Below are 26,184 nucleotides of genomic sequence, written 5' to 3' on the forward strand. Positions count from 1 at the left end.
TCGGTGAGCCCGTTAGGCTTGACGCGCACATCCGACGACGCCGAGAGAGATCATGAAGACCTTCGAAGAGCTGTACGCCGAGCTGTCCGACAAGGCGCGTACCCGGCCCGCGGGCTCGGGCACCGTGGCCGCGCTGGACGCCGGAGTCCATGCCATCGGCAAGAAGGTCGTGGAGGAGGCCGCCGAGAGCTGGATGGCGGCCGAGCACGAGTCGAAGGAGCGGGCGGCCGAGGAGATCTCCCAGCTCCTCTACCACGTGCAGGTCCTCATGATCGCCAGGGGGATCGGACTGGACGAGGTCTACAAGCATCTGTGAGCCGGTGCGCCCGGCTCCCGGTCTGGTAGGCAGATCCCGTCCACACGTAAGGAACCCAGCCATGCTCCGTCTCGCCGTACCCAACAAGGGCGCCCTCACCGAGGCCGCCCAGACGATACTCAAGGAAGCCGGATACCGTGCCCGCAAGGACAGCAAGGAGCTCGTGGTCGTCGACCCGGAGAACTCCTGCGAGCTGTTCTTCCTGCGGCCCAAGGACATCGCCGTCTACGTCGGCGAGGGCACCCTGGACGCCGGGATCACCGGCCGCGACATGCTCCACGACTCCGGGGCGCAGGTCGAGGAGATCATCCCGCTCGGCTTCGGCCGCTCCACCTTCCGCTTCGCCGCCAATCCGGGGGACTTCGACTCCGTCGCCGACCTCAAGGGCAGGCGCGTCGCCACCTCCTACGCGGGCCTGCTGGAGTCCTACCTGGCCGAGCAGGGCGTCGACGCCCGGGTGATCAAGCTGGACGGCGCCGTCGAGACCGCCATCCGGCTGGGCGTGGCCGACGCCGTGGCCGACGTGGTGGAGACCGGCACCACGCTGCGCAACATCGGCCTGGAGGTGTTCGGCGAGCCGATCGCCGACTCCGAGGGTGTGCTGATCAAGCGGCTCGGCTCCGTGGAGGCCCCGGGCCTGCAGCAGCTCGTCCGCCGCCTGCAGGGCGTGCTGATGGCACGTGACTACGTGATGATGGACTACGACATCCGCGCCGAGCGGATCGAGGAGGCCATCGCCCTCACCCCCGGAATGGAGGGCCCCACGGTCTCTCCGCTGCACCGGGAGGGCTGGGTCGCGGTCCGGGCCATGGTCCCGCGCAAAGGGCACCAGCAGGTCATGGACCAGCTCTGGGAGATCGGCGCCAAGGCCATCCTGGTGACCGCCATCTTCGCCTGCCGGATCTGACCCGCCGTCCGCGCCCCTCCGCGCCACCGGTCCGGCTTGCGGTGGTGTCCGCATATCTGACAAATGTCATCTCCAAACCCGGAGAAGCGGCACTGAGGATTCCCGCCGGGCGCTCCTAGCGTTGGGGCATGGACGCCATCGCCCTCACAGACGTGAGCAAGAGCTACGGCAACGTGCTCGCCGTCGACGGCCTGAACCTCGCCGTCGAGGCGGGCCGGACCGTCGCCCTGCTCGGCCCCAACGGGGCCGGCAAGTCAACCTCGATCAACATGATGCTCGGCCTGATCCGCCCGAGCGGGGGTCGTGTCGAGATCCTGGGAGGCTCCCCCGAGGCGGCCGTCGCCCGGGGTGAGATCGGGGCCATGCTGCAGAGCGGTGAGCTCATCGGTGAGCTCACGGTCAGGGAACTGGTCGACTTCGTCCGGCGGCTCTACCCGGAGCCGCTCGGTCTCGACGAGATCCTGCGGGTGGCCGACCTCACCGAACTGGCGCGGCGGCGCGCCGACAAGCTGTCCGGCGGGCAGGCGCAGCGGGTCAGGTTCGCCCTGGCCATCGCGGGCGCGCCCAAACTGCTGGTGCTGGACGAGCCCACCGCGGCCATGGACGTGGAGTCGCGGCTGCGGTTCTGGAAGAGCATGCGCGACTACGCCGCCGAGGGCCGGACGGTCCTGTTCGCCACCCACTACCTGGAGGAGGCCGACGAGAACTCCGACCGGGTCATCGTGATCACCCGGGGCAGGGTCGTGGCCGACGGCACCGCCGCCCAGATCAAGTCGGGGATCGGCGACCACGTCGTCCGCTTCACCCTGGGCGGGCAGCCGGTCGCGGGGCTGGACGGCCTGCCGGGCGTCTCCGCCGCGGAGATCTCCCAGGGCGTCGCCACGCTGCGCACCGCCGACCCCGATGCCACCGTGGCGGCCCTGTACCGGGGCACCTCGCTGGAGATCCGCGACCTCAGGATCATCGGCGCCGACCTTGAAGACGCCTTCCTCGCCCTCACCCGGGAGTCCTGATGCCGAACTACGTCAAAATCGAGGTCCTGAGGATGTTGCGCAACAAGCGCTACATCATCTTCGTGGTGGGCTTCCCCGTGGTGTTCTACCTGATCTTCTCCGGCATCTGGGGCGCCCAGACGGATTCCGGCGGGGTACGGGCCGGCGTCGTCCTCATGGTCTCCATGGCCGCCTACGGGGCGATCGCGGCCTGTCTGATGAGCACCGCCGTGCCGTGGGCGCAGGAGCGGCAGTCCGGCTGGCTCCGCCAGCTCCAGATCACCCCGCTGCCCGGCTGGGCGATCATCGTCACCAAGCTGATCGCCGCGCTGCTGCTGGTGCTGCCGTCCATGGTGCTGGTCTGCCTGGCCGCGGTCCTCACCCAGGGCGTCCGGCTGCCGGTGGGGGAGTGGCTCGCGCTGATCCCGGCCCTGTGGATCGGCGCCGTGCCGTTCGCCGCGCTCGGCCTGCTCCTCGGTTCGCTGCTGCCCGCGGACGCCGCGCAGTCGGCCGCGATCATCAGCACGTTCGGGCTGGCGATCCTGGGCGGGCTGTGGTTCCCTGTGGAGATCATGCCCGAGGCCATGAAGAGCGTCGTGCACGCGATGCCCTCCTTCTCCTACGCCGACATCGGCCAGCGCCTCGTCGCCGGTGACGCGGTACCGACGTCCGCCGTGGTGACCGTCGTGGCCTGGGCCGCGGCGCTCGGCACCGCCGCGGTGTTCGCCTACCGCAGGGCACTCGCGCGCGCATGATGCGCGTCTCCGCGCTCACCTTCGGCGGGACGGGCGAGCGCCCGGCCCGCCTCCGGCGGCTGTCGGGGATCTCCGTCGGCCTGGTCTACCTGTGCTTCCCGGTCCTGGAGATCGTCACCGGCGAGGTGTCCGGGGACAGGGCCGTCTGGGGAGGCGCCGGCCTGGCCGCCTTCGTCGCCCTCTACGTCGCCACGGTGCTGAGCCCGAGGAACTTCGGCGACCCGACCCGCCTGACGTACTGGCTGCTGGGGGTGACCACGCTTCTGGGGGTCGGCCTGGCGGTGGCCTTCGGCGGCGGCTGGCTGACCCTGCCGATCTACCTGGCGGTGGTCTACGGCATGGCGCTGCGTCCTCGGTTCTCGGTGGCCGGTGTCCTCGCGATGGGCCTCGCCGTCGCGCTGATCGGCCTGCTGAAGGAGCACGACCTCGGTGTCACCCTGGTGCTCGTCTTCCAGGTCATCACGCTCGGCGTGCTGTTCATGGGGGTGCGCAACACCCGGATGCTGGTGGCGAGGCTCCGCCAGGCACAGGAGGAGGTGGCGCGGCTGGCCGCGAGCGAGGAGCGGCTGCGCATCGCCAGGGACCTGCACGACCTGCTCGGCCACAGCCTGTCGCTGATCGTGCTGAAGAGCGAGCTGGCCGGGCGGCTGGCGGAGAGCGGCTCGGAACGGACCGTGGCGGAGATCCGCGACATCGAGTCGGTGGCCAGGCAGGCGCTGGTCGAGGTGCGCGACGCCGTCACCGGCTACCGCCAGCGTGGCCTGTCCGGCGAGCTGGACGGTGCCCGCGCCGCTCTGGAGGCCGCCGGGACGAGGCTGACGATCCGGCTCGCGGGCACCCCGCTGCCGGACGCGCTGGACGAACTGCTGGGCTGGGCGGTGCGGGAGGGCGTCACCAACGTCATCCGGCACGCGCGGGCGACCCGGTGCGAGATCGAGGTGACCATGGACGAGGAGGTCGCGGCCCTGAGGATCGTGGACGACGGGCGCGGCGCGGCCTCGTACGGGCCGGGCAGCGGGCTGACCGGGCTCACCGAGCGGGTGCGGGCGGCCGGCGGCACGGTGTCCGCCGGGCCGCAGCCGACCGGCTTCGCCCTCAGGGTCACGGTGCCGCATGCTGAGACCCTTCGCCCGCCGGCGACGAGAGGGGTTCGATGATCCGGGTGCTGCTGGTGGAGGACCAGGCGATGGTGCGGGGCGCCCTGGCCTCGCTCCTCGGCCTGGAGCCCGACATCGAGGTGGTGGGAGAGGCCGCCGACGCCGGGGAGGCGCTCGCCGTGGCCCTGCGGACCCGGCCGGATGTCGCGCTGCTCGACGTCGAGATGCCCGGTGACGACGGCATCACCGCCGCCTCGCGGATCCGCGAGGCGCTGCCCGGTTGCCGGATCATGATCCTGACCACCTTCGGCCGCCCCGGCTATCTGCGCAGGGCGATGGAGGCGGGCGCGATGGCCTTCCTGGTGAAGGACAGCCCGGCCCGGGAACTGGCCGCCGCCGTCCGGCGGGTCCGCGGCGGCGAGCGCGTCATCGATCCGGGCCTGGCCGCCGCCGCGCTCAGTGCCGGTCCCAACCCGCTGTCGCCCCGCGAGCGTGACGTCCTGGTCGCCGCCTCGGGCGGCTCCAGCATCGCCGACATCGCCGCGCGCCTGCACCTGTCGGAGGGGACGGTCCGCAACTACCTCTCCTCGGCCATCCGCAAGACGCACGCCCGCAACCGCATCGAGGCCGTCGAGCGCGCCCGCACCCAGGGCTGGCTCTGAGCCGGGTTCACGAGGAGAGCGCCGCGGCCTCCTCGGCCTCGATCTGCTCGTTCCACTCGCGCTTGGTGGAGCGCCAGGCCTCGTCGTCGCGGCCCAGGCGCCAGTAGCCCGAGATGGACAGCTGAGACAGCGGGATGCCGCGCTCGGCGCGCAGGTGGCGCCTGAGCTCGCGGACGAAGCCCGCCTCGCCGTGGACGAAGGCGTGCACGGCGTCGTCGGGGAAGTTCAGCTCGCGGACCGCTTGGACGAGCCGCTCACCGTACGGGCCACCCGTGCGGTGCAGCCAGACGACCTTCACGTCGCCCGATGAGTCGAGTCGCTGCTCCTCCCGGGCGTCCTCGACCTCGATGAAGGCCCAGGCTCGCGCCCCGGCGGGGAGGCGTTCCAGGGAGGCGGCGATGGCCGGCAGCGCGCTCTCGTCCCCCGCGAACAGGTGCCAGCCGGCCTCCGGGTCGGGGGCGTAGGCTCCGCCCGGGCCGAAGAAACAGATCTCCTCACCCGGCTGGACCCGGTCGGCCCACGGCCCGGCGAGGCCGCTGTCGCCGTGGTGGACGAAGTCGATCGTCAACTCGCCCGCGTCGGCGTCCCAGCGGCGGACGGTGTAGGTGCGGGTGGTGGGCCACTGCTCGCGGGGCAGGTCGCGGCGGATCGCCTCCATGTCGAACGGCTGTGGGTAGCTCACCCCCGCCGGGGCGAACAGCAGCTTCACGTAGTGGTCCGTGTACTCGTCCGCGCGGAAACCGGCGAGCCCCGGGCCACCGAGCACCACCCGGATCATGTGCGGGGTGAGCCGCTCGACCCGCTGGACCCGGCCGCTCGTCACCTTGCGTGCGGTTTTCTCGTCTGCCATATGCCACTCCGGGGGAGTCAAAGTTAGGTGAACCTAACTCGTACCATACGTCACCGAAGCGTAGTGATGGGGTTCGCCACCCGGTCTGCCCGTTCCGGGGGTGGCGATGATCCTGTGGCCCGCCGTCGCGGAGCCGGTGGCCGCCGTTATGAATCTACATTGTAAAGGCGATGGCGCCGGTGTGAAGACCCTCCGGCCTCGGGTGTCCGTGCCTCAGTGCCGCATGGACGCGACCTGGCGGATCAGGTCGGAGACCCGCACGATGCCCATGCAGCGGCCGACCTCGTCGGTGACCACCAGGTCGTCGTAGACGCGCTCGGCGTCGCGGCCCGCGACCTGCATGGCCGCGATGGCGGTGGTCGTCCTGGGGACCGCGCGGGCGGGGTCGGCCAGCCGCCCGGCGGGTTTCCTGCCGTGCAGGGCGTGGCCGAACCGGCCGGAGATCGACAGCAGGAAACGGCTGCGGTCGAGGCTGCCCTTGGGGCGCTGGTACTCGTCGACGAGGACCACGCTGGTGATGGACGGCTCACCGCCGAAGGCGTCGATCGCGGCTTCGGCGGTGGCCTCGTAGGGGAGGGTCACCGCGGGCAGCAGGAACTCCTGGACGCGTGGACCGAGCGTGAACCGGGACGGCTCCTGTTCGACGACCGGGAGTGGTACGTGCACCCGGCCGGACGGGCCGGGGGCCAGCAGCGGGCCCTGCGCGAGCCGGACCCCCCAGCCGCGGAGCGCGGAGAGCTGCGCCTCGTCGCGCACGCCGGGGGCCAGCACGTGCGCGCCCGCTTCCCGGGCGAGCCGGGCCAGCCCCTCGCCGATGGCGGTGCGGCGCGGGTCGCGGGGCACCTGGGCGATCAGGTCCGGGGAGATCACCGCCAGGTACGGCGCCGCGTCGGCGAGAAGGTCCAGCGGGATGTGCCCGGTGCCCAGGTCGCCCACCGCGATGAGGTAGCCGATGGCGCGCAGGCCGTCCAGGCCGACTACCAGGGAGCGGCGCTCGAACTGGGCGAAGTCACCCCGCACGGTGAGGATCACCTCGCGGGGACGCCGCCCGGAGGCGCGGAGGGCCTCGTGGAGCGGCGCGAGCGCGGCCGTGCCGCCGATCACCGCGGCCGTCGGCAGGGTCAGCACCAGCGGCAGCAGGGTCTCGCCGGCGGCGGCGTCGTGCACGGTCTGGATCGTGGTGGAGATGTTCCCCCGGCCCTCGCCTCCTGCCTGGAGCGCGATGACGCCTCCGGTGTCGAGGTCGACGACAGGCGTGAGGCCCGCGGGGGCCGCTGTGGGGTCCTGCGGGTTGACGTGCGCTCTGGTCGTCACGTTCAAAAGGATGGGGGCTCCTTTGGCGCCATAGAAGCAACGTGCAGCGATGTTCACTGATATTTCGCCATCCGTTGGATTTGTCCAGCGTGATCGTGTGTTCCGCGAGGTCAGCCGGTAGTGTCGCGTTTCATGACGTCGCGACCGGCCAAAGGGGGAGGCCGCTGGGTCTCGGTGGCGCCCGACCGCCTGAACCGCTGGATCGACGGTTTCGTCGACAGGCACGGGCCGCCGCGGGTGACGGCCTCGGCCTCCGCCGTACGCCTTGAGGGCGCGGACGGCGCGGTCGCCGAGTGCCAGGTGCCGTTTCCGCCGCTCGTCCAGGCCGGGGGCGGTCCGCTGGCGCGTCTGGTCACCCACGTGCGCACCGAGCGCAGGGTCGGGGTGCTGCTGGTGCGGCTGGGGGGACACGCGGCGGGGATCTTCCAGGGAGCGGAACTGCTCTCCTCCAAGGTCGGCTCGCGGCCGGTGCACGGGCGCAGCGCGGCGGGCGGCTGGTCACAGCGGCGCTTCGCCCGGCGCAGGGAGAAGCAGGTGGACCAGGCGCACGAGGCGGCGGCCGAGGTGGCGCTGCGCGTCCTGGGGCCGCGGGTGGACGAGCTGGAGGCGGTCGTGCTCGGTGGAGACCGGCGCGCGGTCGACGCATTGCGCTCGGATCGCAGGCTCGCCCCGGTCTTCGCGCTGGAGGCCGAGCCCTTCCTGACGGTTCCCGATCCGAGGCTGGTGGTCCTGCGGGACACCCCCGCCCAGTTCCGCGCGGTCCGCATCAGGGTGAGCGATCCCACGTAATCGAGGAGAGCCGGGCCCTTGCCGCGCCGTACACTGATCGGTATGCGCACTCCCGATTGACCGTCGTCCCGATGAAGGCGAGACGGCCGAGCCGAGAGCCGGGAGACACAGGGCGCGGCGGGTTCGGCCACAGTGAAGTGAGCCTGTGTATTTCCTGCTGGGAGTGTTCTCCAACCATGATCGTAGCTTCTGACATCGAACTGCGGGCCGGGGCCCGCCTGCTCATCGAGGGCGCGTCGTTCCGGGTGAACCCCGGCGACAAGATCGGGCTCGTCGGCCGCAACGGGGCCGGGAAGACCACGCTGACCCGGGTGCTCGCGGGAGAGGGGGCGGCGGCCTCGGGCACGGTCTCCATCAGCGGGGAGGTGGGTTACCTGCCGCAGGATCCGCGCACCGGTGACCTGCACGTGCTCGCCCGCGACCGTATCCTGTCGGCCCGCGGGCTCGACGGGGTGCTGCGTGAGCTGCGCGAGGCCGAGCTGGGCATGTCCTCGGCGGACGATCGCACCAGAGACCGCGCCGTGCGCGCCTACGGGCGCCTGGAGGACCGGCTGCACGTGCTGGGCGGGTACGCCGCCGAGTCGGAGGCCGCCTCCATCGCCTCCAGTCTGGGGCTGCCGGACCGGGTGCTCGGCCAGCCGCTGGAGACGCTCTCCGGCGGGCAGCGCAGGCGGGTGGAGCTGGCTCGAATTCTCTTCAGCGGGGCAGAGACTCTCCTTCTTGACGAGCCGACAAACCACCTAGATGCTGACTCAATCGGGTGGCTTCGTGATTTTTTACGATCTCACCAGGGCGGCTTGATCATTATTAGCCACGACGTGGGGCTTCTTGAAGCGACGGTAAACCGCGTCCTGCACCTCGACGCCAACCGTGCGGTGATCGACACCTACAACGTCGGCTGGAAGGCCTATCTGGCCCAGCGGGAGACCGACGAGAAGCGCCGTAGGCGCGAGCGCGCCAACGCCGAGAAGCAGGCCTCCGCCCTGATGTCGCAGGCCGACAAGATGCGTGCCAAGGCCACCAAGGCCAAGGCCGCGCAGGACATGCAGCGCCGTGCCGAGCGCCTGCTCTCCGGCCTGGAGGTGGAGCGGCGCGGCGACAAGGTCGCCAAGCTGCGCTTCCCCCAGCCGGCTCCGTGCGGGCGCACCCCGATCATGGCGGAGGGGCTGTCGAAGTCGTACGGCTCCCTGGAGGTCTTCACGGACGTCGACGCCGCCGTGGACAGGGGCAGCAGGGTCGTGATCCTGGGTCTGAACGGCGCGGGGAAGACCACCCTGCTGCGCATTCTGGGGGGTGTCGAGGAGCCCGACACCGGGGCGGTCAAGGCCGGCCACGGGCTCAAGCTGGGCTACTACGCGCAGGAGCACGAGACGATCGACCCCGGCCGTAGCGTGCTGGAGAACATGCGCTCGGCCGGGGGAGAGCTCCCCGACGTGGAGTTGCGCAAGGTTCTGGGCTCGTTCCTGTTCACCGGCGACGACGTGGACAAGCCCGCGGGGGTGCTGTCGGGCGGGGAGAAGACGCGGTTGGCGCTGGCCACGCTGGTGCTGTCGGCGGCCAATGTCCTCCTCCTCGACGAGCCCACGAACAACCTCGATCCGGCCAGTCGGGAACAGGTTCTTTCGGCGCTAAAGTCCTATTCTGGGGCGATTGTGCTCGTCACGCATGATGAGGGTGCTGTAGAGGCTCTACGACCCGATAGGGTGATCTTGCTACCTGACGGAGTTGAAGACGCATGGAGCGACGAATTTTCCGATCTTGTGGCACTTGCCTGATCTTAATTTGAGCGGGTACGGATCTTTTCCCGTGGAGTAGGTAGCCGATCTCGCTGAAATGACTGATCATGGCGTGTGTAACGCTGCGGAAGTCTGGCACTACAGGAGGTACTCGTGGCCGAGACTCTCAAGAAGGGCACCCGGGTTACCGGGGCCGACCGTGAAAAACTGGCCTCCGATCTCAAGAAGCGCTACAGCGCGGGTGAAAGCATCCGCGCTCTGGCCGCTTCGACCGGCAGGTCGTACGGGTTCATCCACCGCATCCTGAGCGAGTCCGGTGTGACTCTGCGCGGGCGTGGTGGCGCCACCCGAGGCAAGTCCAAGCGCTGACTCCGCCTCGGAACGCGCGACCGCAGCCGCTCGTCCCCCACACGCCGAAGCCGTTCCCGCCCGAGCCTATAGAACCTCATTCTGGAGAGTCGATAGGCTCGGGCGAGGCGGAAACGGAAGGTGGGAGAACGGGCGATGGTGGAAGTGGCGTTCGGGGGGAGTGCGGAGGAGATCTCTCTGAAGGAGGTCGGTCTGCGCTACGAGGTGGACGGCGAGATCGCGACGATCACGCTGGACCGTCCGGAGAAGCGAAACGCTCAGACGTTCGCTACCTGGTCGGCTCTGGCTCATATCGGTGACAACCTGCCGCAGCAGGTGAGGGTCGTCGTGATCAGAGGTGAGGGGCCGTCCTTCTCGGCGGGGATCGATCTGAGGATGTTCACCCCGGAGGGGGTGCCAGGGCAGGGGGCGTTCACGTCCCTGGCGACGCTCGACGAGACGGCTTTCGTCGACCGGGTGGCGGCGGCCCAGCGGGGTTTTCTCTGGCTGAGACGTCCCGACATCGTCTCCGTGGCGGCCGTGCAGGGCCATGCGGTCGGTGCGGGGTTCCAGCTGGCGCTCGCCTGTGACCTGCGGGTCCTGGCGGACGACGCCGAACTGTGCATGAAGGAGCCGGCTCTCGGGCTGGTTCCCGACCTGACCGGCACCAAGCCGCTGGTCGAGCTGGTGGGCCTGTCCCGGGCCATCGAGATCTGTCTGACCGCCCGCGTCGTGGGGGCGCAGGAGGCGGCCAGGATCGGCCTGGCCGAACTGGTCGTCGCACCGGGGGAGTTGACGGAGGCCGTGCGCGACCTGACCGCCGCGCTGCTGGCGACCAACCGCGACGCCGCGACGGCGACCAAGCGGCTGCTTCAGGGTGCTTCGGGGCGCACGCTGGAGGAGCAGGCCGCGGCCGAGGCGCGCGAGCAGGAGGCGCGCATCAAGGCGGTTTTCGGGTAGGTCACCGAGCTTTCAGACGATCCGTCATGTTCGGCGAGAAGACCGCCGGGCAGGTGAATCGCCTCCCCGCTGCGAAACGGCCGGGGCCCGGCCGTCGCCTGTCTCGGCAGGGGGGCGAGAAGCCGCCCTTCTCTCGGGCGAGCCGGCGGTGTTCGCCTCAAGCTGACGGGGGAATGAGCGCGCCTCTCCCGGTGCTCGCATCGGGAGAGGAGGCCAGATGGCGATGATGGGTGGGGGCTTCGGCCCCCAGATGATGCGTTCGCTCCGGCGGGACAGCTCGGTGACCAAGGAACGTCTGACACCGGGCACGGTCCGGCGCATCGCCCGCTACGCCAGGCCCTTCTCGCGGTATATCGCCGCCTTCCTCGCGCTGGTCGTGGTCGGCTCGGTCATCGTGATCGCCAACCCGCTGCTGATGAAGGCGATCATCGACGACGGCATCGTCGCCAGGCGCCAGGGGGTGGTGATCGCCCTCGCGCTGGTCATCGCGGGCCTGGCGGTCGCGGACGCGGTGCTCACCCTGGCCCAGCGCTGGTTCTCCGCGCGGATCGGCGAGGGTCTCATCTACAACCTGCGCACCGAGGTCTTCGACCACGTCCAGCGCATGCCCGTGGCCTTCTTCACCCGCACCCAGACCGGTGCCCTGGTCTCCCGGCTCAACACCGACGTCATCGGAGCCCAGCGTGCCCTGACCAGCACGCTGTCGTCGGTCGTGGCCAACGTGGTCATGCTGGTGCTGGTTCTCGGTGCCATGCTGGTGCTCTCGTGGCAGATCACCCTCGTCGCCCTCGTGCTGCTGCCGATCTTCGTCCTCCCCGCCAAGTGGGTCGGCAGGAAGATGTCCGGGCTCACCCGTGAGCAGATGCAGCTCGACGCCGAGATGAGCTCCATGATGACCGAGCGGTTCAACGTCGCCGGCGCGATGGTCGCCAAGCTGTACGGCCGCCCGGCCGACGAGGCGGCCACCTTCGGCGGCAAGGCGGGGCGGGTGCGCGACGTCGGCGTCACCGTGGGCATGTACGGGACGGTCTTCCGGGTCGCGCTCGGCCTGGTGGCGGCGCTGGCCACCGCCCTGGTGTACGGCCTGGGCGGCCTGCTGGCCGTCTCCGGCGTCTTCGAGCTCGGCACCCTGGTGGCCCTCGCCGCCCTCCTGATGCGCCTGTACGGCCCGCTGACGAGCCTGTCGAACGTGCACGTGGACGTGATGACCGCGCTGGTCAGCTTCGACAGGGTCTTCGAGGTGCTCGACCTGCGGCCCATGGTCGCCGAGCGGCCCGGCGCCAGGCCCCTTCCCGAGGGGCCGGTCTCCGTGGAGTTCGACGACGTCCGGTTCAGGTACCCCACGGCCTCGGAGGTGTCGCTGGCCTCGCTGGAGGCGGTGGCCCGCCCTGACACCGGGCCGGGCCACGAGGTGCTGCGCGGCGTCACCTTCACCGCCCGCCCCGGCCAGATGGTCGCCCTGGTCGGCCCCTCGGGAGCGGGAAAGACCACCATCACGGGCCTGGTCTCGCGCCTCTACGACGTCAGCGAGGGTGCGGTACGGATCGACGGCCTGGACGTGCGCGACGCCACCCTGGCCTCGCTGCGCGACACCGTGGGGGTCGTCATGCAGGACGCCCACCTGTTCCACGACACCATCGGGGCCAACCTCCGCTACGCCAGGCCCGAGGCGAGTGAGGAGGAGATCTGGGAGGCGCTGCGGGCCGCCCAGATCGCAGAGTTGGTGCTGGACCTGCCCGAGGGGCTGGAGACCGTGGTGGGCGACCGGGGTCACCGGCTGTCCGGCGGTGAGAAGCAGCGGCTGGCCCTGGCGAGGTTGCTGCTCAAGGCGCCCCGGGTGGTCGTCCTCGACGAGGCCACCGCGCATCTGGACTCCGAGTCCGAGGCCGCCGTCCAGCAGGCGCTGAAGGTCGCGCTGGCCGGGCGCACCTCGCTGGTCATCGCCCACCGGCTGTCCACGATCCGCGAGGCCGACCAGATCCTGGTGGTCCAGGACGGCCGCATCGTCGAGCGGGGTAGGCACGAGGAACTGCTGAGCAGGGGGGCGGTCTACGCCGAGCTCTACCGGACTCAGTTCAGTCAGGCGTCCTGACCGCGTCCGCGGTGCCGGCGGCGCGTCTTCGAGTGGCTCTTCCAGCGCGGATGGTGTAGATCATGGGGGCGTGGAAGACCGGCTTAGACGTGATGACCTGACCGACGACGAGTGGACACGGCTGGCGCCGTTGCTGCCCGCTCACGCCAGGCAGGGGAACCGGTGGGCCGATCACCGCGCGATCATCGACGGAGTGTTCTTCCGGACCAGGACCGGCTGCCCCTGGCGGAAGCTGCCCGAGGCCTACGGCAAGTGGAAGACGATCTACAACCGGCATCGCCGCTGGTGCCAGGACGGCACCTGGGAGGCGATCCTGGACGCGCTGCCGAGCGCTCCCGCCCGGCGGCCGGTCCCGCCCGGGGACATCCGTCCAGGTGCGATGTTCGAGGTCGCCAACTGATGACCGGTTGACGGAGGGGAGCGCGGGCCGGTGTCAGGATGAGGGGACGTAGCCCAGGCGGGTGAGCTCCTCGCGGGCGACCTTGGCCACCAGTTCGGCGTCCTGGCCGCGCAGGCGGGTGCGCCAGACGCCGACCCTCGGCATGTTCCGGCCCAGCAGGGCGATCTTGGGGACCCGCGTCTCCAGAAAGCGGGAGAGCTCGCCCGTGGCCTCGGCCGGGGAGGAGACCAGGTCCTCGTAGCGCAGGGTCAGCAACTGTTCGCGGGGCAGCTCCTGGTGGAGCGAGGCCGCGAGCCGGACCGCGCTGCGCCAGCGCAGCGCGCACTTTCCCGCCGTGGGCATCGCCTTCCAGCGTTCGCGGTGCTCGCCGGAGCTGACGCCGAGGAAGGGGTTGGGGAACTCCGTCTCGTCGCTCAGCATGGCCGGCTTGAACCACGTCAGGGAGGCGGGGTCGGCCAGCATGTCGGCGGCCACATCCCGGCCGTCCCTGATCAACTGGACGAAACGGGCGTCCGGAAAGGCCTGCAACAGCACCGAGGCGCTGTAGAGCAGGTCGGGGCTGGCATCGCCGAAGCGGGCCACCGAACCCGAGGCCACGCAGGGGCCTGCTCCGGTCACACCGCCCGCTTCCCGGCACGGGGCCGTGCACTCCTCGCAGGCGCCGGGGACGATCTGCCAGGACTCGGCCATGGCGTCGCGGAGCACGCGGGTCGCGCCCATGCCCCGCCCCGCGATCGAGGGGCGCCGGGCGAAGGCGTAGACGACGTGCGCCACCGCCGCACGTCCCATGGTGACGTGGAACCCGGGGGAGCGTTTCAGGGCACGGGCCAGCAGGTCCGCGCCGGAGTGCGGGGCGGCGAGCACGAACACCGGGTGACGGACCTTGATGCCGTTGACCACCAGGATGTGAGGCGGAGGTCGCATATGAAAGCCCAGTGTGGCACCGTTTGGGGAGTGAACGAACCGGCCGGCACACCGGTCCCGCCCTCGCCACGCCCGGGTGACACCGTGGCGGTGGTCGCCCCGTCAGGACCTCCCGATTCCGGAAGGCTGGCGCGTGGCGTCCGCGTCCTGGAGGGGCTCGGCCTGAAGGTCGTCACCGGGGCCCACGTCCTCGACAGGGACCGCTACCTGGCGGGCTCCGACGCCGATCGCGCCCGCGACCTGCAGGACGCCTGGTGCGACCCCGCGGTGAGCGCGGTGTTCTGCGCCCGTGGCGGCTACGGTGCCACCCGGCTCCTCGGCCTGCTGGACTGGGAGGCGATGCGGGCCGCCGGCCCCAAGGCGCTCGTCGGCTCCAGCGACGTCACCGCGCTGCACAGCGCGTTCGCCGTGGAGCTGGGCGTCGCCTCCTGGTTCGGGCCGATGCCGGCCTGTGCCACGATCAGCGACCCGGAGGGGCCCGAGCCGCGCACCTTCGAGAACTTCACGGCCGCCCTCGCCGGGACGCCGCCGCCGATCACCGGTGACCGGGTGATCGTTCCCGGTGAGGTCACGGCGCCGGTCACCGGCGGTAACCTCAGCCTGCTGGCCGCGCTCTGCGGCACGCCGTACGCGCTGTCGGCCCGGGGGCGGATCGTCCTGCTCGAGGACGTCGACGAGGCGCCGTACCGGATCGACAGGATGCTCACCCAGCTGCTGCAGGCGGGGGCGCTCGACGGAGCGGCCGGGTTCGTCCTGGGCTCCTGGGTCGACTGCGGTGACCCCTATCCGGTGCTGGAGGAGCTGCTCGCACCACTGGGGGTACCCGTCATCGCGGGGCTGCCGGTAGGGCATGGAGCGCCACAATTTTCAGTATTGCTTGGGGCACTTGGTGCTATTGATGCAAAATCGTGCTCTCTGACCTACTCAACAGGGGGCGTCGACAAGGCACTCTAGGTGCGAACCTAGGAGGAAACCGGCAGAGGGGGCGCACGCGTGAGACTGTTCCGGCGGCACCGTGACCGGCGAATCGAGGCGCTGCCGCGCCCGATCGAAGAGGTCGATCTCGACTCCTTGCTCGCCCTGGTCGCGGACAGTCTCGGTTATGCCTGCGCCTTCGACCCCGGCGGCGCCGTCCTGACGCTCACCGGCCCGCGCCGGGTCGTGGTGCGACTGGCGGGGCTGCGCGCCGAGGCGCTGAGGCGCTCCCGCGAGGACTGGCCGGTGCTCGTCTCCGAGCACCTGGCCCACGTCCTGGCCACGGCGGACGAGCCGCTCGACGCCTGCGACCTGGAGCAGGTGCGCCCGATGTTGCGGACCCGCATCCAGCTCGACGACGACCTCGACTCGGCCCGCGTGGTCGGCCGTCATCTCACCGCCGACCTGGTCGAGGTGCTCACCATCGGCTACGGCCCCGCCGGCCGCCCGGTCCGCCCCGAGGAGGTCGGCTGCTGGCCGATCACCGCCGCCCAGGCGCTCGATGTGGCCCTGGAGAACGCCCGTCAGGACGAGCGGCTCTCGGTGACGGAGGGCGACCTCGGTGGCGTGGCGGTCCGCAGGCTGACCGGACCCACCGCCGGTGCCGCCGCCCACCTGCGCAGGCTGGGCGACTACCTGCCCGTCCCCTCCGACGGGGTCCTCGTCGCGCTGCCCGATCCGGCGACGCTGATCGTCCATCCGGTCGAGGGCATCGGCGTGGTCCGCGCGATCGAGCGGCTCCGGCTGTTCGCCCAGCGGGAGTTCGATCTGCGCGCCGAGGCGCTCAGCCCGCAGGTCTACTGGTGGCACGGTGGCCGCCTCTCCCTGATCAGGGCCGACCTGGTCAGCCAGGACGGACAGACCCGGCTGGTGGTCGCGCCACCGCCGGACTTCGCGCGCGTCCTGGCGGCCATGGCCGCCCGCCCGGAGAGCCACCCCGACGGCGAGTCCGGCGCCGGCTGATCCGCCGGCCACCCGAAGCCGAGGTGGCGTGAGCACACCTTGGCACCGGGAGTTCCGGCGTGGGGACGATGTCAACCGCCGACCGTTCGCCATGGCGACCACGGACGCGAGAGGATGTGTCCCGCCCCTCCACGCCCACCTCGGTGGCCGCCGCTCCCCTCCCGGATCGGCCGGCGCCCCCGCCCGCGCCCTGGCCGTGGTCGCGAGATGGGGCATGATGAGGTCTGGATCTACGAGGAGTGGGACATGGCGCAGTGGTGCCTCGGTGTCGATCTGGGGACGAGTTTCTCCGCCGGGGTGATGGCGGCCGAAGGGCGCTTCGACGTCCTGGAGGTCGAGGGAGAGCGGCGCATCCCCTCCGCCGTCATGCTGGACGAGCGGGGGACGCTCGTGGCGGGCAGGATCGCCCAGCGGGGCATCGCGATCAGCCCCGAGCGGGTCGAGCGTAACCCCAAGCGCTACGTCGGCCGGGGCCGGATGCTGCTCGGCGGTGTCCCGGTGGACGTGGCCGACACCATGGCGGCGCTGCTGGAGCTGTTCGTCAGCGAGGGACGGCGGCGTTTCGACGGCGCCGATCCCGACTGCATCGCGCTGACCCACCCGGTGGCCTGGGACGCCGACCGTAAGGCGGTGCTGCTGGCGGCGGCCAGGAAGGTCGTCAGCGGCGTGCGGATCGTGCTCATCGACGAGCCCGTCGCCTCGGCCCGCTACTTCGCCTCCGCCGGGCGGGCGGACGGCGGGTCGCGGCTGGCCGTCTACGACCTCGGCGGCGGTACGTTCGACGCCGCGGTGCTCACCGTGGACGGCGGTGACTTCGCGGTCGTCGGCGAGCCGGGCGGCAGCGACGAGATCGGCGGCGAGGGGTTCGACGAGCAGGTCTTCGCGTTCCTCGGAGCCCAGATCGAGCGGCTCGACGCCGACTGGTGGCAGCAGGTGACCACCAACCCCGAGCGCCGCTACGTCAGCTACGCCGCCGACCTGCTCAAGATGGCCAGGGAGGCCAAGGAGACGCTGTCGAAGTTCGACACCTCCTCGCACTACGTGGTCGGCATCAACGAGGACGTGCACATCACCAGGGCCGACCTGGAGGATCTCATCGGTGAGGAGATCGTCAGGACGGTCGACATCCTGGACGAGACGATCCGCGGCGCGGGGGTCGAGCCCGGCGAACTGGCCGCGGTGTTCATGACCGGCGGCCCCAGCCGGATGCCGCTGGTCCAGAAGGCCGTACGCGAGCGCTTCGGCGACCGGGTGCGGACCTACGACGACCCGAAGATCGTGGTCGCCTACGGCGCCGCGCAGCTGGCCTGGAAGCTCAAGGTCGAGCACCACGAGCCCGGTGCGAGCCGCATCCCCACCGGTGCGGCGGGTGTTTCCGGCACGGGACAGGCTCCCAGTGCTCCCGGCGTCGCCGGCACGGGGCAGCGGGCCTTCACCGGCCCGGTGGCGAATCCTCCGGGCCCGGTGGCGGCCGGACCGGCGGTGGGCCACCACACGCCCGGTGTGCCCGGTGCGCCGGTGGCCGTTCCGACCGGTGGGCACCGGGCCTTCACCGGTCCCGAGGGCGGTGCCACCGGCGGCCACCGGGTGCTCACCGGTCCCGGCGACGGCGCCACCGGAGGGCACCGGGGGCTCGGCGGCCGGCCCGCGGGCCGAGGGGGCGCGGCGGGCGGGGACGGGCCCAGCGTCCAGGGGATCGAGAAGGTGATGGACGGCGTGCTGGAGGCGCGCATCGAGGCGGGCCAGGTCTTCGTCCACCAGGCCTTCGAGCACGGCCACCTGCTGCGCAGACTCGACGGGATCGAGGGCCGCTACGACCGGGAGCTCGGCTTCGGCAGGCTCGTGGAGTGGGCCGCCTCCAGCGAGGGCGTCGTGGCGGTGGAGCAGGTCGGGCCCGCGCAGGTGCTGGTTCGCGCCCTCACCCGCGACCTCGCCATCCGCGCCACCCACCCGCTGCAGATGTGGGGCAACCCCACCGTGATCGCCCACGGCCGTACGGCGTGGGTCTTCTTCCACTCCCGCCAGGTCGTCGGTGTCGACACCTCGATGGGCCTGCCCTGGGGGGAGACCGGCCAGCTGGCAATGATCGAGCTCGACCTGGGCGGCGGTTTCGCCTTCCAGGCCCCCCAGCCGCGCGATCTGGGCCCCTACGCCCAGTGGTTCCTGAACGAGGACAACAGGCTGCGCCGGCTGCTCGACCAGGAGGCGCCCAGCGGCACCGAGCCGTCCTCCTCGGTGGGCGCGCCGGGCTGCACCGTGGTGCTCGGGCAGTTCAGCACCAACAAGCCGATGTTCCAGAATCGGCACCAGGACTTTCGGCCGTGGCAGGTGCTGTGCCTGGTCGACCCCGGCGGCGTGGTGCGCCCGACGGTGCGCGAGCCGGGGCGCGGCTGGCTGCACCAGGTGGTCCTGCACCGGGGCAGGTGGTTCACCTCCGGCTCGGCGGGGCTGGAGGCCGACACCGCGGACGGCAGGACCAGGCTGGTCATGCCGCGTCCCCGGGGCGGCGCGCTGCGCTGGTTCTCCGCGGGCAACGAGATCTACGCGGTCGGCACCGACCAGGTGAGCCCCGTCAGGGGCTGGTCGGTCGGGATCTTCGACCAGCGCTCCCAGACGCTGGAGTTCCTGATGGGCAAGCAGTCGGCGACCCTGGCCGGCCACCTCACCTCCCGCCACCACTGGGAGCGGCCGAGGCTGGTCGCCGACGGTGACTCGATGTGGATGACCATGCAGGACGCGGGCCGCAGCAGGTTGCTGCACATCACCCCGGGCGGAGCGAGGGAGGTGCATCGCACGCCGGGGATGTTCGAGCCGGTCGTCCGGGTCGCCACGGGCCTGCTCTGCCTGCACCGCCCCGACGACGCCACCGGCGCCACCCGCGACCGGCCCGCGACCCTGGTGCACCTGCCGCTCTGACCTGTTCTCGCACCCCGTTCTCGCCCCTGGCCTCGGCCGGGGGCGAGAACGGTCGTCGTTCCGGCCATGAGAGCGCCGGACTCGGATGACCGGCGCTGCCGCAGGGGGGCGGCCGCCTGGTCAGGTTCCCGCGGGGACCGGCTGCTCGGTGCCCAGGGCGGCCACCGCGCCGGCCAGTTCCTTGCGGAGTTCGTGGCCGCGCCTGGTGAGGGTGCCGATCGCGGCGATCCGGTCCTGGCCCGACTTGCGGGCCTTGAGGCGGTCGGCGGCCGAGCGGGCGGAGGCGGATTTCAGCTCGGCGCGTCTGGTCTCCAGCTCCCTGCGCCGCCGGGCCAGGGTGTCGTCGGCGGCCTGCTCGACGCTCACCCGCCAGGTGGCCACCATCCGCTCCAGGTCGAGTGTCATCTCCCTGGTGACCACGGCGAACTGGTCGCGCAGCGCCCCTCTGATCGCCGCCTGGCTGCGCTGCACCTTCTCCATCGAGCGCCGCCCCATGAAGATGGCCGCGCCGATGGCCGGGGCGACCAGGATGAAGCCCACCGGGCCGAGCAGGGCCGTGGCGAAGCCGCCCAGGGACAGCCCGATCGAGGCCGAGGGCAGCACGTCCCGGATGAGGTCCACGCTTTCCGGGGCCTCGGCGGCCATGTCGCCCCTGACCTGGACCTGCGACAGGTTGGGCATCGCCTGCCTGTCGGCGGTCAGCTCGACCGGGTCGAGGCCGAGATCGCGGGCGAAGGCGTCCAGCGTGGTCCTGGCCAGCTTCTCCACGTCGTAGACGATCTGCGACCAGGCGGCCTCCAGGGAACGCTGGACGCTCACCGGCAGCTCCGCCATGTACTGGTCGATCTGGGCCTGCTTCTTCAGCGTGGCGATCGTGTTCTCGTACGGCTGGCGGATCTCGGCCACCCGCGCGCCCACGATGCCCCCCACCTCGCGTCCGATGAAGGTGTTGGCCACCATGCCCGCCCTGCGCCGCGCGGACAGCTCGGCCAGGCCCGCCAGATCGGCGTCCACCTCGGTGAGCCGGGCGGTGACGTCGCCGTCGTCGTCGGAGCCCGCGGCGACGTCGTCCTTGGCGCTGGTCGCCAGCGAGCCCAGCACCGACAGGGCGGCGGCGACCACCGTGGCGCCCCGCGCCGACTCCCTGCCCTCGGCGAAGGCGCGCAGGTGCCGCTCCAGCGTGTCCATGCCGCTGCGCGCCCGCAGCGTGTTCGCCCGTTCCTCGCGCCCCTCGCGCCTTTTGGCCTCGGCGGCCTCGGCGAGCTTGGCGCTCACCGGGATCCACGGTGCCTCCAGGAGCGGGGCCAGCGTCGCGGCCCTGGCGGGGTCGGCGGCGATCGCCTCGGTGACGAACGTCCTCAGGCGGGTCTTGTTCTCCTCCTGAAGGTTTCGCCAGTTGGTCGAATCCTCCACCTTGGTCAGCACGAACACGATCGCCTGGACCCGCTCGGCGGCCTCCGCGAGGAACTCCAGCTCGTGCCTGAGCACCGGCTGGTCCTGCGCGCTGAGCGCGAACAGCAGCGCGTCGGCCCGCTGGAGCATGGCCACGGTCACCTGCCGGTGCCCCACCGTCAGGCTGTCCACGCCGGGGGTGTCGAGCAGCCGCAACCCGTCGAGCAGGGGGTTGTCGAGGGTGATGTCCACGCTCACCACGTCGCGACGCTTGCCCGCGTCACCGCGCATCGAGGCGTAGTCGGGGATCGACTCGATGGTGATCGGTGTCTGCAGCGGCCCCGAGTCGGTGCTGCGGTGGACGACGGCGGCCAGCCGGGGACCGCGCCGCAGCGACAGAAAGCAGTTGGTGGCGACGTCGGCGTCGACCGGGAGCAGGTCGGGGTGGCCCACCAGCGTGTTGAGCAGCCGGCTCTTGCCGCGTTTCTGTGCCCCGGCGACCACGATGTCGGTGCACTCGTCCTTCCAGCGGCCCGCGCACGCGGCCAGTACCTCCGCGAGGTCCTGCCTGCCGCACTGCCCGGCCAGCGCGTGGACCTCGTTGGCGTAGCGCAGCAGCCTGGCCACGGGGCCGGTCGGGTCGGGGGTCGTCATGATCCTTTTCTCCTGTCGGGGATGGATGGGGATGGGCCGGTGCCGCCTTCCGGCGGTGTCCCGCCTCAGGAACCGTCCGCGTGGTGCGACCAGATGGTCTCGTACGCCTCGCAGAGGGTCTCGGCCGCCCGTCGCTGCCGCAGGGGGAGTGGCCGGTGGGTGAGGGTACGGAACCGGGCGCTCAGGGCTGCGGCGTAACCGGCGATCTCGGCGCGCGGGGTCCCGGGGGGTGCCCCGAGCTGGGTGGCCAGCTCGGCCCCGGAGAGCAGCAGCTCCAGCGCACGCCGGTCGTCGGCCGGGACCATGGGGGAGGCCCGCAGCGTCTCGACCGCGGCGGGGTCCACGCGGACCGGCGGGAGCCTCTCGCCGCCCCCGTCGCCGCCGGGGGGCGCCTGCGCCTCCAACGCCGCCGAGACGAGGTCCTCCAGGACGGTCAGCACGTCCCTGGCCCGGTGCCCGCCGGCACGTCCCTCGCTCATCATGGCGAGCGTGCGCCAGCGCATCGACGCCGCGGTGGCGGCGGCGGCGATCTGCTCGGAGGAGGCCCCCGCGGACAGGCCGAGCTGCTCGGCGGGCTCGTCGTGGCGGGCCAGGCGCAGCAGCTCGGCGGTCATCTCCTCGTTCAGGACCAGCGTTCCGCGGCCGAGCGCCTCGGCGGCGGTGAAGATCCGCAGGCCGCCCAGGGAGGTCGCGATCGGCCGGTTCTCGTCGAGCTGGGCCGCCAGCGCGTCCAGGGTGGCGCGGTCGGCCCCCATCGCGGGCGTCCTGGCGAGTGCGCGGAGCCGGGTCAGCGCGTCGAGTGCCTTCAGCTGGTCGGCGCGGCGGGCGAAGTGGGCGATGCCCGCGGCCACGGAGCCGGTCGCGGCCCGCCCCGCGGAGGAGTAGCCGGAGCGTTCCAGCAGGTGGGAGGTGAGCGCCTCGGGGGAGACGGTGCCGGCCGCGCGCACCGCCTCGACCGCGCTGGTGATGCCGTAGCGGTGCAGCCGCTCCACCAGCCGGTGGCGCACCTCGGCCGGCACGGATATCTCGGGCGCGGAGCGGAAGTCGTCCAGGTCCAGGAGGTAGTCCTCCAGGTCGTCCTCGTCGAGCCCGGCCAGCGTCTCCAGGGCCGCCACCTCCTCGCCGCCCAGCGGGAGGGCCCGCGCGGTCTCGGCCAGCAGGCCGATCACCGGGACCACGTCGAAGACGGAGGTGCACAGGTCCTCGTACCCCTTGGCGGCCAGCCGCCTGGCGGTCGGCCACGGGTCGCCCTCGTCGCCGCGCCGGTCGACCTGGCCGAGCACGGCGAGGGTGTTGACGCAGCTCATTCCGCAGGCATCGGTCAGCCCGCGAAACTCCGCGAGGGTGGTGTCGTCGAATTTCTGGACGTAGCGCAGCACGTAGATCATCGCTTGTGCGCGGTCGTCCTCGTCGCCGGAGCCGAACAGCATGCTCCTGGCCGCCCGCTCGTTGGCGGCCGTCACCGTGTTCATGCCGGGGGTGTCGATGATGGTGATGGTGCGCAGCGACGGCAGGTCCAGGGAGACCCGCAGGCGCCGGATCCGGGCCACGTCGACGCCGAGCTTCGAGGGGAGCCGGTGGCCGGGCAACAGCCGGGAGTGGGCCACGCCGCCGTCAAGGAGCTCGATCGTGATGTGGCCGTCGTCCTCGCCGTACTCGTACTGGGTGACGACAAAGGTGCACTCGCCGGCGTCCACCGGAGCGACGGGCAGTCCGAGCAGCGCGTTCACCAGCGTCGACTTGCCGCTGCTGACCGCGCCCGCCACGGCGACCCGTAGCGGCGCGTCGAGGCCGGCGCGCACCTGCGCCACCCGCTCGCGCAGCTCCGCGCCGGAAAGCCTGGCCGAGGTGGTGTCGCACAGGTGGCGCAGCAGATCCACGGGTCCGGTGCTCACGTGTCACCGCCCTGGCCGTCCGGTGCGTTCTCGCGACCTGCCGCGCGGGCCGGGAGAGGCCGCGGGCCCGTCTGAAGGGCCGGGGTGAACCGGGTGCCCGTCGCGAGGTGCGGCCCGCTGCTCTCGCGGGGTGCCGAGCCGCTCACAGCTCCGCCCCGGAGCCCGGTGAGACATGGCGGTAGACGACGACCTGCGGTACGCGGATCACGTGCCCGCCGTCGGCATACCCTCGCCTGACGGTCTCGGCGACGATGTCGTGCAGGTCGGGGCTGTCGGTCGGCGCGGTGCCGAACGCCTCGTGCAGGCGCGGGTCGAAGCGCTGCCCGTCCGCGACGATCTCCTGGACGCCGGCCCGGTTCAGCGCCTCCAGCAGTGTCCCGGCCAGCCGGGGGTGGCGTTCCGCGAGCTGGTCCCGGTAGCCCACGCAGGCCCCGACCAGGGCCGCACGCCCGGGGTGGCCCCCGGAGAAGAGCCTCTCCACCTGCTGGGTGAGCGCCGGGCTGATCCCGCTCCCGGAGACCTGGGCCAGTGCCTCGGACAGCGGGTCGTCCGACGGGCCGGCGGGAGGGTCGGCGGCGGGTCGGTCCGGCACCGAGCCCGCCTGGCCCGCGGGGAACGGAGTCGTCCCCTGCGGCCGCGTCCCCTGCCACGGTGTCTCGTACGAGGCCGCCTGCCAGGTGCCCGGCACGGGTGCCTGGGCGGGGCGGCGGTTGCGGTGCCACAGATACAGGCCCGCGGCCGCCGCGGCCAGGGTGCCCGCCGCCACCGCGAGCACCAGGGGCAGCGGGAGGAGTCCGATCGGCGTTCCCACCGTGACGGATCCCGCCTCCCCGGGGCGCAGGGAGCCGACACCGTCGCCTCGCAGGGATGCCGAGGGCGTGCCGACGGTCTCCCCTCGGAGTCCCGCCACCGCGCCGCAGCCGGTCAGTGCCGGCCAGGCCAGCAACAGCAGGGGAAGGAACACACGTCGGTTCCTCATCGATCGCCTTTCTCGTCGGCGGCCCTTGTGACCCGGATCCGAGTCCCCCTCCCGGTGAGGTCACGCGGGCTCACGCCGGTTCTTTCCGTCAGGCGGTCGGGAAGGGACCCGAGTACTCGGTGTAGTCGGCGACCCCGTCGCCGTTCAGGTCGACCCGGGTCTCGTCGATGTAGCCGTCGCCGTCGTGGTCGAGGTAGACGACATCGGTGACGCCGTCGCCGTCGGTGTCGTAGCGCTCCTCGTCGGCGAGTCCGTCACCGTCGGTGTCGATCAGCTGGGCATCGGTTCCCCCGTCGCCGTCGTAGTCGACCAGGTCCGTGGTGGTCACGTCGAAATCGCTCATTGGTTCGTTCCTTTCCGGTGGTGTTACAGCGGATGAGAGTCACGCTCGCACCGGATTGTTGCAGCCGAATCCCAGATTTCTTGATGATTTTTAAGAAATCTGCCGACTTGGCCGCTCTATAGGGATTAAAGGGTATAAAACGGTCAGCCAGGTGCCGTCGTCTCAGCTGAGCGCGCGGGCGGTGTGGATCAGCGGCACGTGGCTGAAGGCCTGTGGGAAGTTGCCGACCATCCGGCCGTAGCGAGGGTCGTACTCCTCGGCGAGCAGGCCGACGTCGTTGCGGAGCGACAGCAGGTGCTCGAACAGCTCGACTGCCTCGTCCTTGCGGCCGATCATCGCCAGGACCTCGGCCAGCCAGAAGCTGCACGCCAGGAACGCCCCCTCGCTGCCGGGCAGGCCGTCCACCTCGTTGTCGGCCGAGACCGGGTAGCGCAGCACGAAGCCGTCGACCATCAGCTCGCGCTGGATCGCCTCCACCGTCCCGATCACGCGCGGGTCCTCCGGCGGCAGGAAGCCGACAAGCGGGATCAGCAGCAGGGCCGCGTCCAGCTCGTCCGAGCCGTAGGACTGGGTGAAGGTGCCGCGTACCGGATCGAAGCCCTTGTCGCAGACCTCGGCGTGGACGCGGTCGCGCAGTTCCTTCCAGCGCGCCAGCGGGCCGGGCTTGCCGAAGGTCTCCATGTGCTTGACGGCCCGGTCGAGTGCGACCCAGCACATGACCTTGGAGTGCACGAAGTGCCGGCGTGGGCCGCGGACCTCCCACAACCCCTCGTCCGGCTCGTCCCAGTGCTCCTCGACATAGGAGATCAGCTCGAACTGGATGGTCCAGGCCCGATGGTCGGACTCCAGGCCCGAGACGCGAGACAGGTACAGGGAGTTCAGGACCTCGCCGTAGACGTCCAGCTGGAGCTGGTCGACCGCGCCGTTGCCGATCCTGACCGGCCGGGAGTCCTCGTAGCCGGGCAGCCAGTCGAGCTCAAGCTCGGTGAGCCGGCGCTCCCCGGCGACGCCGTACATGATCTGCAGGTCCTGACCGCGGCCCGCGATGGCCCGCAGCAGCCAGGACCGCCACGCGCGGGCCTCGTCCAGGTAGCCGGAGCCGATGAGGGCGTCCAGGGTCATGGTGGCGTCGCGCAGCCAGCAGTAGCGGTAGTCCCAGTTGCGCACGCCGCCGAGGTCCTCGGGCAGTGAGGTGGTGGGGGCGGCGACGATGCCGCCGGTGGGGGCGTAGGTGAGCGCCTTGAGCGTGATGAGCGAGCGGACCACGGCCTCGCGCCACGGGCCCTGGTAGCCGCACCGCTCGACCCACTCGGCCCACAGCTCCTCGGTCGCGGTCAGCTGCTCGTACGGGTCGATCTCCTCGGGCCTGGGCTCGTGGGAGGGGTGCCAGGTGAAGATGAACGCCATGCTGTCGCCCTCGGAGACCTCGAACCTCGCCTTGTGGGCGTAGTCGCCGCCCTGGAGCGGGACGGGGGAGTGCAGCCACACGGAGTCGGGTCCGCCGACGGCCTGCAGCAGGCCGTCGCTGCGGCGCACCCAGGGCACGATCCGGCCGTAGTCGAAGCGGATGCGGATCTCGGTGGCCATCTCCACCGTCCCCGACACGCCCTCCACGATCCTCACCAGGTCGGGGTTGGTGTGCCGGGTGGGCATGTAGTCGGTCACCCGGACCGTGCCGCCGGGGGTGTCCCACTCGCTCTCCAGGATGAGGGTCTCGCCCCGGTAGCGGCGCCGGGTGGCGTGGGGCCGCCCGGCGTCCGCGGGGCCGATCCACCACTGGCCGTTCCCGGAGTTGCCGAGCAGTGCCGCGAAGCACGAGGGTGAGTCGAAGCGCGGCAGGCAGAGCCAGTCGATGGAGCCGTCCCTGCCGATCAGTGCCGCTGACTGCATGTCGCCGATGAGAGCGTAGTCCTCGATCCACATGC

The 26,184-nt window shown here is 71.6% G+C and carries 23 protein-coding genes; 15 read left to right on the forward strand and 8 right to left on the reverse strand.

What is annotated here, in order from left to right:
- Positions 1-52 precede the first annotated feature (52 nt).
- The 6 genes from ACQP0P_RS19155 to ACQP0P_RS19180 all read left to right on the forward strand — a co-directional run bounded on the left by ACQP0P_RS19155 (position 53) and on the right by ACQP0P_RS19180 (position 4,729).
- Complete coding sequence (locus ACQP0P_RS19155; protein WP_030904803.1) at positions 53-316, forward strand: phosphoribosyl-ATP diphosphatase; 264 nt, start codon at positions 53-55, stop codon at positions 314-316.
- Positions 317-377: 61 nt separating this feature from the next.
- Entirely contained in the window at positions 378-1,223 is an 846-nt protein-coding gene (hisG, locus tag ACQP0P_RS19160) for an ATP phosphoribosyltransferase (protein ID WP_433378584.1), read from the forward strand.
- A 128-nt stretch (positions 1,224-1,351) separates the two neighbouring features.
- Entirely contained in the window at positions 1,352-2,236 is an 885-nt protein-coding gene (locus ACQP0P_RS19165; RefSeq protein ID WP_350954464.1) for an ABC transporter ATP-binding protein, read from the forward strand.
- On the forward strand, positions 2,236-2,970 hold the full coding sequence (locus ACQP0P_RS19170; RefSeq protein ID WP_433378588.1) for an ABC transporter permease: 735 nt from the start codon (positions 2,236-2,238) through the stop codon (positions 2,968-2,970). Before ACQP0P_RS19165 ends, ACQP0P_RS19170 begins: the two co-directional genes overlap by 1 nt.
- Positions 2,967-4,127, forward strand: coding sequence for a sensor histidine kinase (locus ACQP0P_RS19175; protein WP_433378591.1), 1,161 nt, complete (start codon positions 2,967-2,969; stop codon positions 4,125-4,127). Before ACQP0P_RS19170 ends, ACQP0P_RS19175 begins: the two co-directional genes overlap by 4 nt.
- Positions 4,124-4,729, forward strand: coding sequence for a response regulator transcription factor (locus ACQP0P_RS19180; RefSeq protein ID WP_433378594.1), 606 nt, complete (start codon positions 4,124-4,126; stop codon positions 4,727-4,729). Before ACQP0P_RS19175 ends, ACQP0P_RS19180 begins: the two co-directional genes overlap by 4 nt.
- A 7-nt stretch (positions 4,730-4,736) precedes the next feature.
- Here the strand turns inward: ACQP0P_RS19180 and ACQP0P_RS19185 are convergent, their stop codons facing one another.
- Entirely contained in the window at positions 4,737-5,579 is an 843-nt protein-coding gene (locus ACQP0P_RS19185; protein WP_433378597.1) for a siderophore-interacting protein, read from the reverse strand.
- 213 nt (positions 5,580-5,792) lie between these two features.
- Positions 5,793-6,893: an EAL domain-containing protein gene (locus ACQP0P_RS19190; protein ID WP_433378599.1), complete on the reverse strand. Its 1,101-nt coding sequence runs from the start codon at positions 6,891-6,893 to the stop codon at positions 5,793-5,795.
- Positions 6,894-7,025: 132 nt separating this feature from the next.
- On the opposite strand from ACQP0P_RS19190, the gene ACQP0P_RS19195 reads away from it, so the two are divergent.
- From ACQP0P_RS19195 to ACQP0P_RS19220, 6 genes are all read left to right on the forward strand, one after another.
- Complete coding sequence (locus tag ACQP0P_RS19195) at positions 7,026-7,682, forward strand: acVLRF1 family peptidyl-tRNA hydrolase (protein ID WP_433378602.1); 657 nt, start codon at positions 7,026-7,028, stop codon at positions 7,680-7,682.
- Between the two features lie 176 nt (positions 7,683-7,858).
- The gene (locus ACQP0P_RS19200) at positions 7,859-9,457 is read left to right on the forward strand and encodes an ABC-F family ATP-binding cassette domain-containing protein (RefSeq protein WP_433378605.1); all 1,599 of its coding nucleotides are present in this window, start codon (positions 7,859-7,861) and stop codon (positions 9,455-9,457) included.
- Between the two features lie 114 nt (positions 9,458-9,571).
- On the forward strand, positions 9,572-9,787 hold the full coding sequence (locus tag ACQP0P_RS19205; protein ID WP_030904785.1) for a helix-turn-helix domain-containing protein: 216 nt from the start codon (positions 9,572-9,574) through the stop codon (positions 9,785-9,787).
- Positions 9,788-9,922: 135 nt separating this feature from the next.
- A complete protein-coding gene (locus ACQP0P_RS19210; RefSeq protein WP_433378608.1) occupies positions 9,923-10,726 on the forward strand; it encodes an enoyl-CoA hydratase/isomerase family protein in 804 nt (267 codons plus the stop codon).
- Positions 10,727-10,943: 217 nt separating this feature from the next.
- Positions 10,944-12,818, forward strand: coding sequence for an ABC transporter ATP-binding protein (locus ACQP0P_RS19215; RefSeq protein ID WP_433378611.1), 1,875 nt, complete (start codon positions 10,944-10,946; stop codon positions 12,816-12,818).
- A 70-nt stretch (positions 12,819-12,888) separates the two neighbouring features.
- Entirely contained in the window at positions 12,889-13,218 is a 330-nt protein-coding gene (locus tag ACQP0P_RS19220) for a transposase (RefSeq protein ID WP_433378614.1), read from the forward strand.
- 33 nt (positions 13,219-13,251) lie between these two features.
- On the opposite strand, the gene ACQP0P_RS19225 is transcribed toward ACQP0P_RS19220, so the two are convergent.
- Positions 13,252-14,142 (reverse strand): sulfotransferase family protein, encoded by an 891-nt coding sequence (locus ACQP0P_RS19225; protein WP_433378617.1) that lies wholly within the window; start codon positions 14,140-14,142, stop codon positions 13,252-13,254.
- Positions 14,143-14,172: 30 nt separating this feature from the next.
- Between ACQP0P_RS19225 and ACQP0P_RS19230 the strand changes: the two genes are divergently transcribed.
- The 3 genes from ACQP0P_RS19230 to ACQP0P_RS19240 all read left to right on the forward strand — a co-directional run bounded on the left by ACQP0P_RS19230 (position 14,173) and on the right by ACQP0P_RS19240 (position 18,996).
- A complete protein-coding gene (locus ACQP0P_RS19230; protein WP_433378620.1) occupies positions 14,173-15,096 on the forward strand; it encodes a S66 peptidase family protein in 924 nt (307 codons plus the stop codon).
- A 39-nt stretch (positions 15,097-15,135) separates the two neighbouring features.
- Positions 15,136-16,080 carry a hypothetical protein gene (locus ACQP0P_RS19235; protein ID WP_433378623.1) on the forward strand — a complete coding sequence of 315 codons (945 nt, stop codon included), beginning with the start codon at positions 15,136-15,138 and terminating at the stop codon, positions 16,078-16,080.
- 207 nt (positions 16,081-16,287) lie between these two features.
- On the forward strand, positions 16,288-18,996 hold the full coding sequence (locus tag ACQP0P_RS19240; RefSeq protein ID WP_433378626.1) for an Hsp70 family protein: 2,709 nt from the start codon (positions 16,288-16,290) through the stop codon (positions 18,994-18,996).
- A gap of 120 nt (positions 18,997-19,116) precedes the next feature.
- On the opposite strand, the gene ACQP0P_RS19245 is transcribed toward ACQP0P_RS19240, so the two are convergent.
- The 5 genes from ACQP0P_RS19245 to ACQP0P_RS19265 form a co-directional block, all read right to left on the reverse strand.
- Positions 19,117-21,042, reverse strand: a complete 1,926-nt coding sequence (locus ACQP0P_RS19245) for a dynamin family protein (protein ID WP_433378628.1) — start codon at positions 21,040-21,042, stop codon at positions 19,117-19,119.
- A gap of 65 nt (positions 21,043-21,107) precedes the next feature.
- Positions 21,108-22,937: a dynamin family protein gene (locus ACQP0P_RS19250; protein WP_433378631.1), complete on the reverse strand. Its 1,830-nt coding sequence runs from the start codon at positions 22,935-22,937 to the stop codon at positions 21,108-21,110.
- Between the two features lie 142 nt (positions 22,938-23,079).
- On the reverse strand, positions 23,080-23,901 hold the full coding sequence (locus ACQP0P_RS19255; protein ID WP_433378634.1) for a nucleotide exchange factor GrpE: 822 nt from the start codon (positions 23,899-23,901) through the stop codon (positions 23,080-23,082).
- Between the two features lie 103 nt (positions 23,902-24,004).
- Positions 24,005-24,259 (reverse strand): hypothetical protein, encoded by a 255-nt coding sequence (locus tag ACQP0P_RS19260; protein ID WP_386316350.1) that lies wholly within the window; start codon positions 24,257-24,259, stop codon positions 24,005-24,007.
- Positions 24,260-24,421: 162 nt separating this feature from the next.
- The gene (locus tag ACQP0P_RS19265) at positions 24,422-26,182 is read right to left on the reverse strand and encodes a glycoside hydrolase family 15 protein (protein WP_433378638.1); all 1,761 of its coding nucleotides are present in this window, start codon (positions 26,180-26,182) and stop codon (positions 24,422-24,424) included.
- Positions 26,183-26,184: the final 2 nt, after the last annotated feature.

Origin of the sequence: Streptosporangium sp. CA-115845 (genome assembly GCF_050943795.1) — a bacterium.
In the GTDB taxonomy this organism is placed as follows: domain Bacteria; phylum Actinomycetota; class Actinomycetes; order Streptosporangiales; family Streptosporangiaceae; genus Streptosporangium.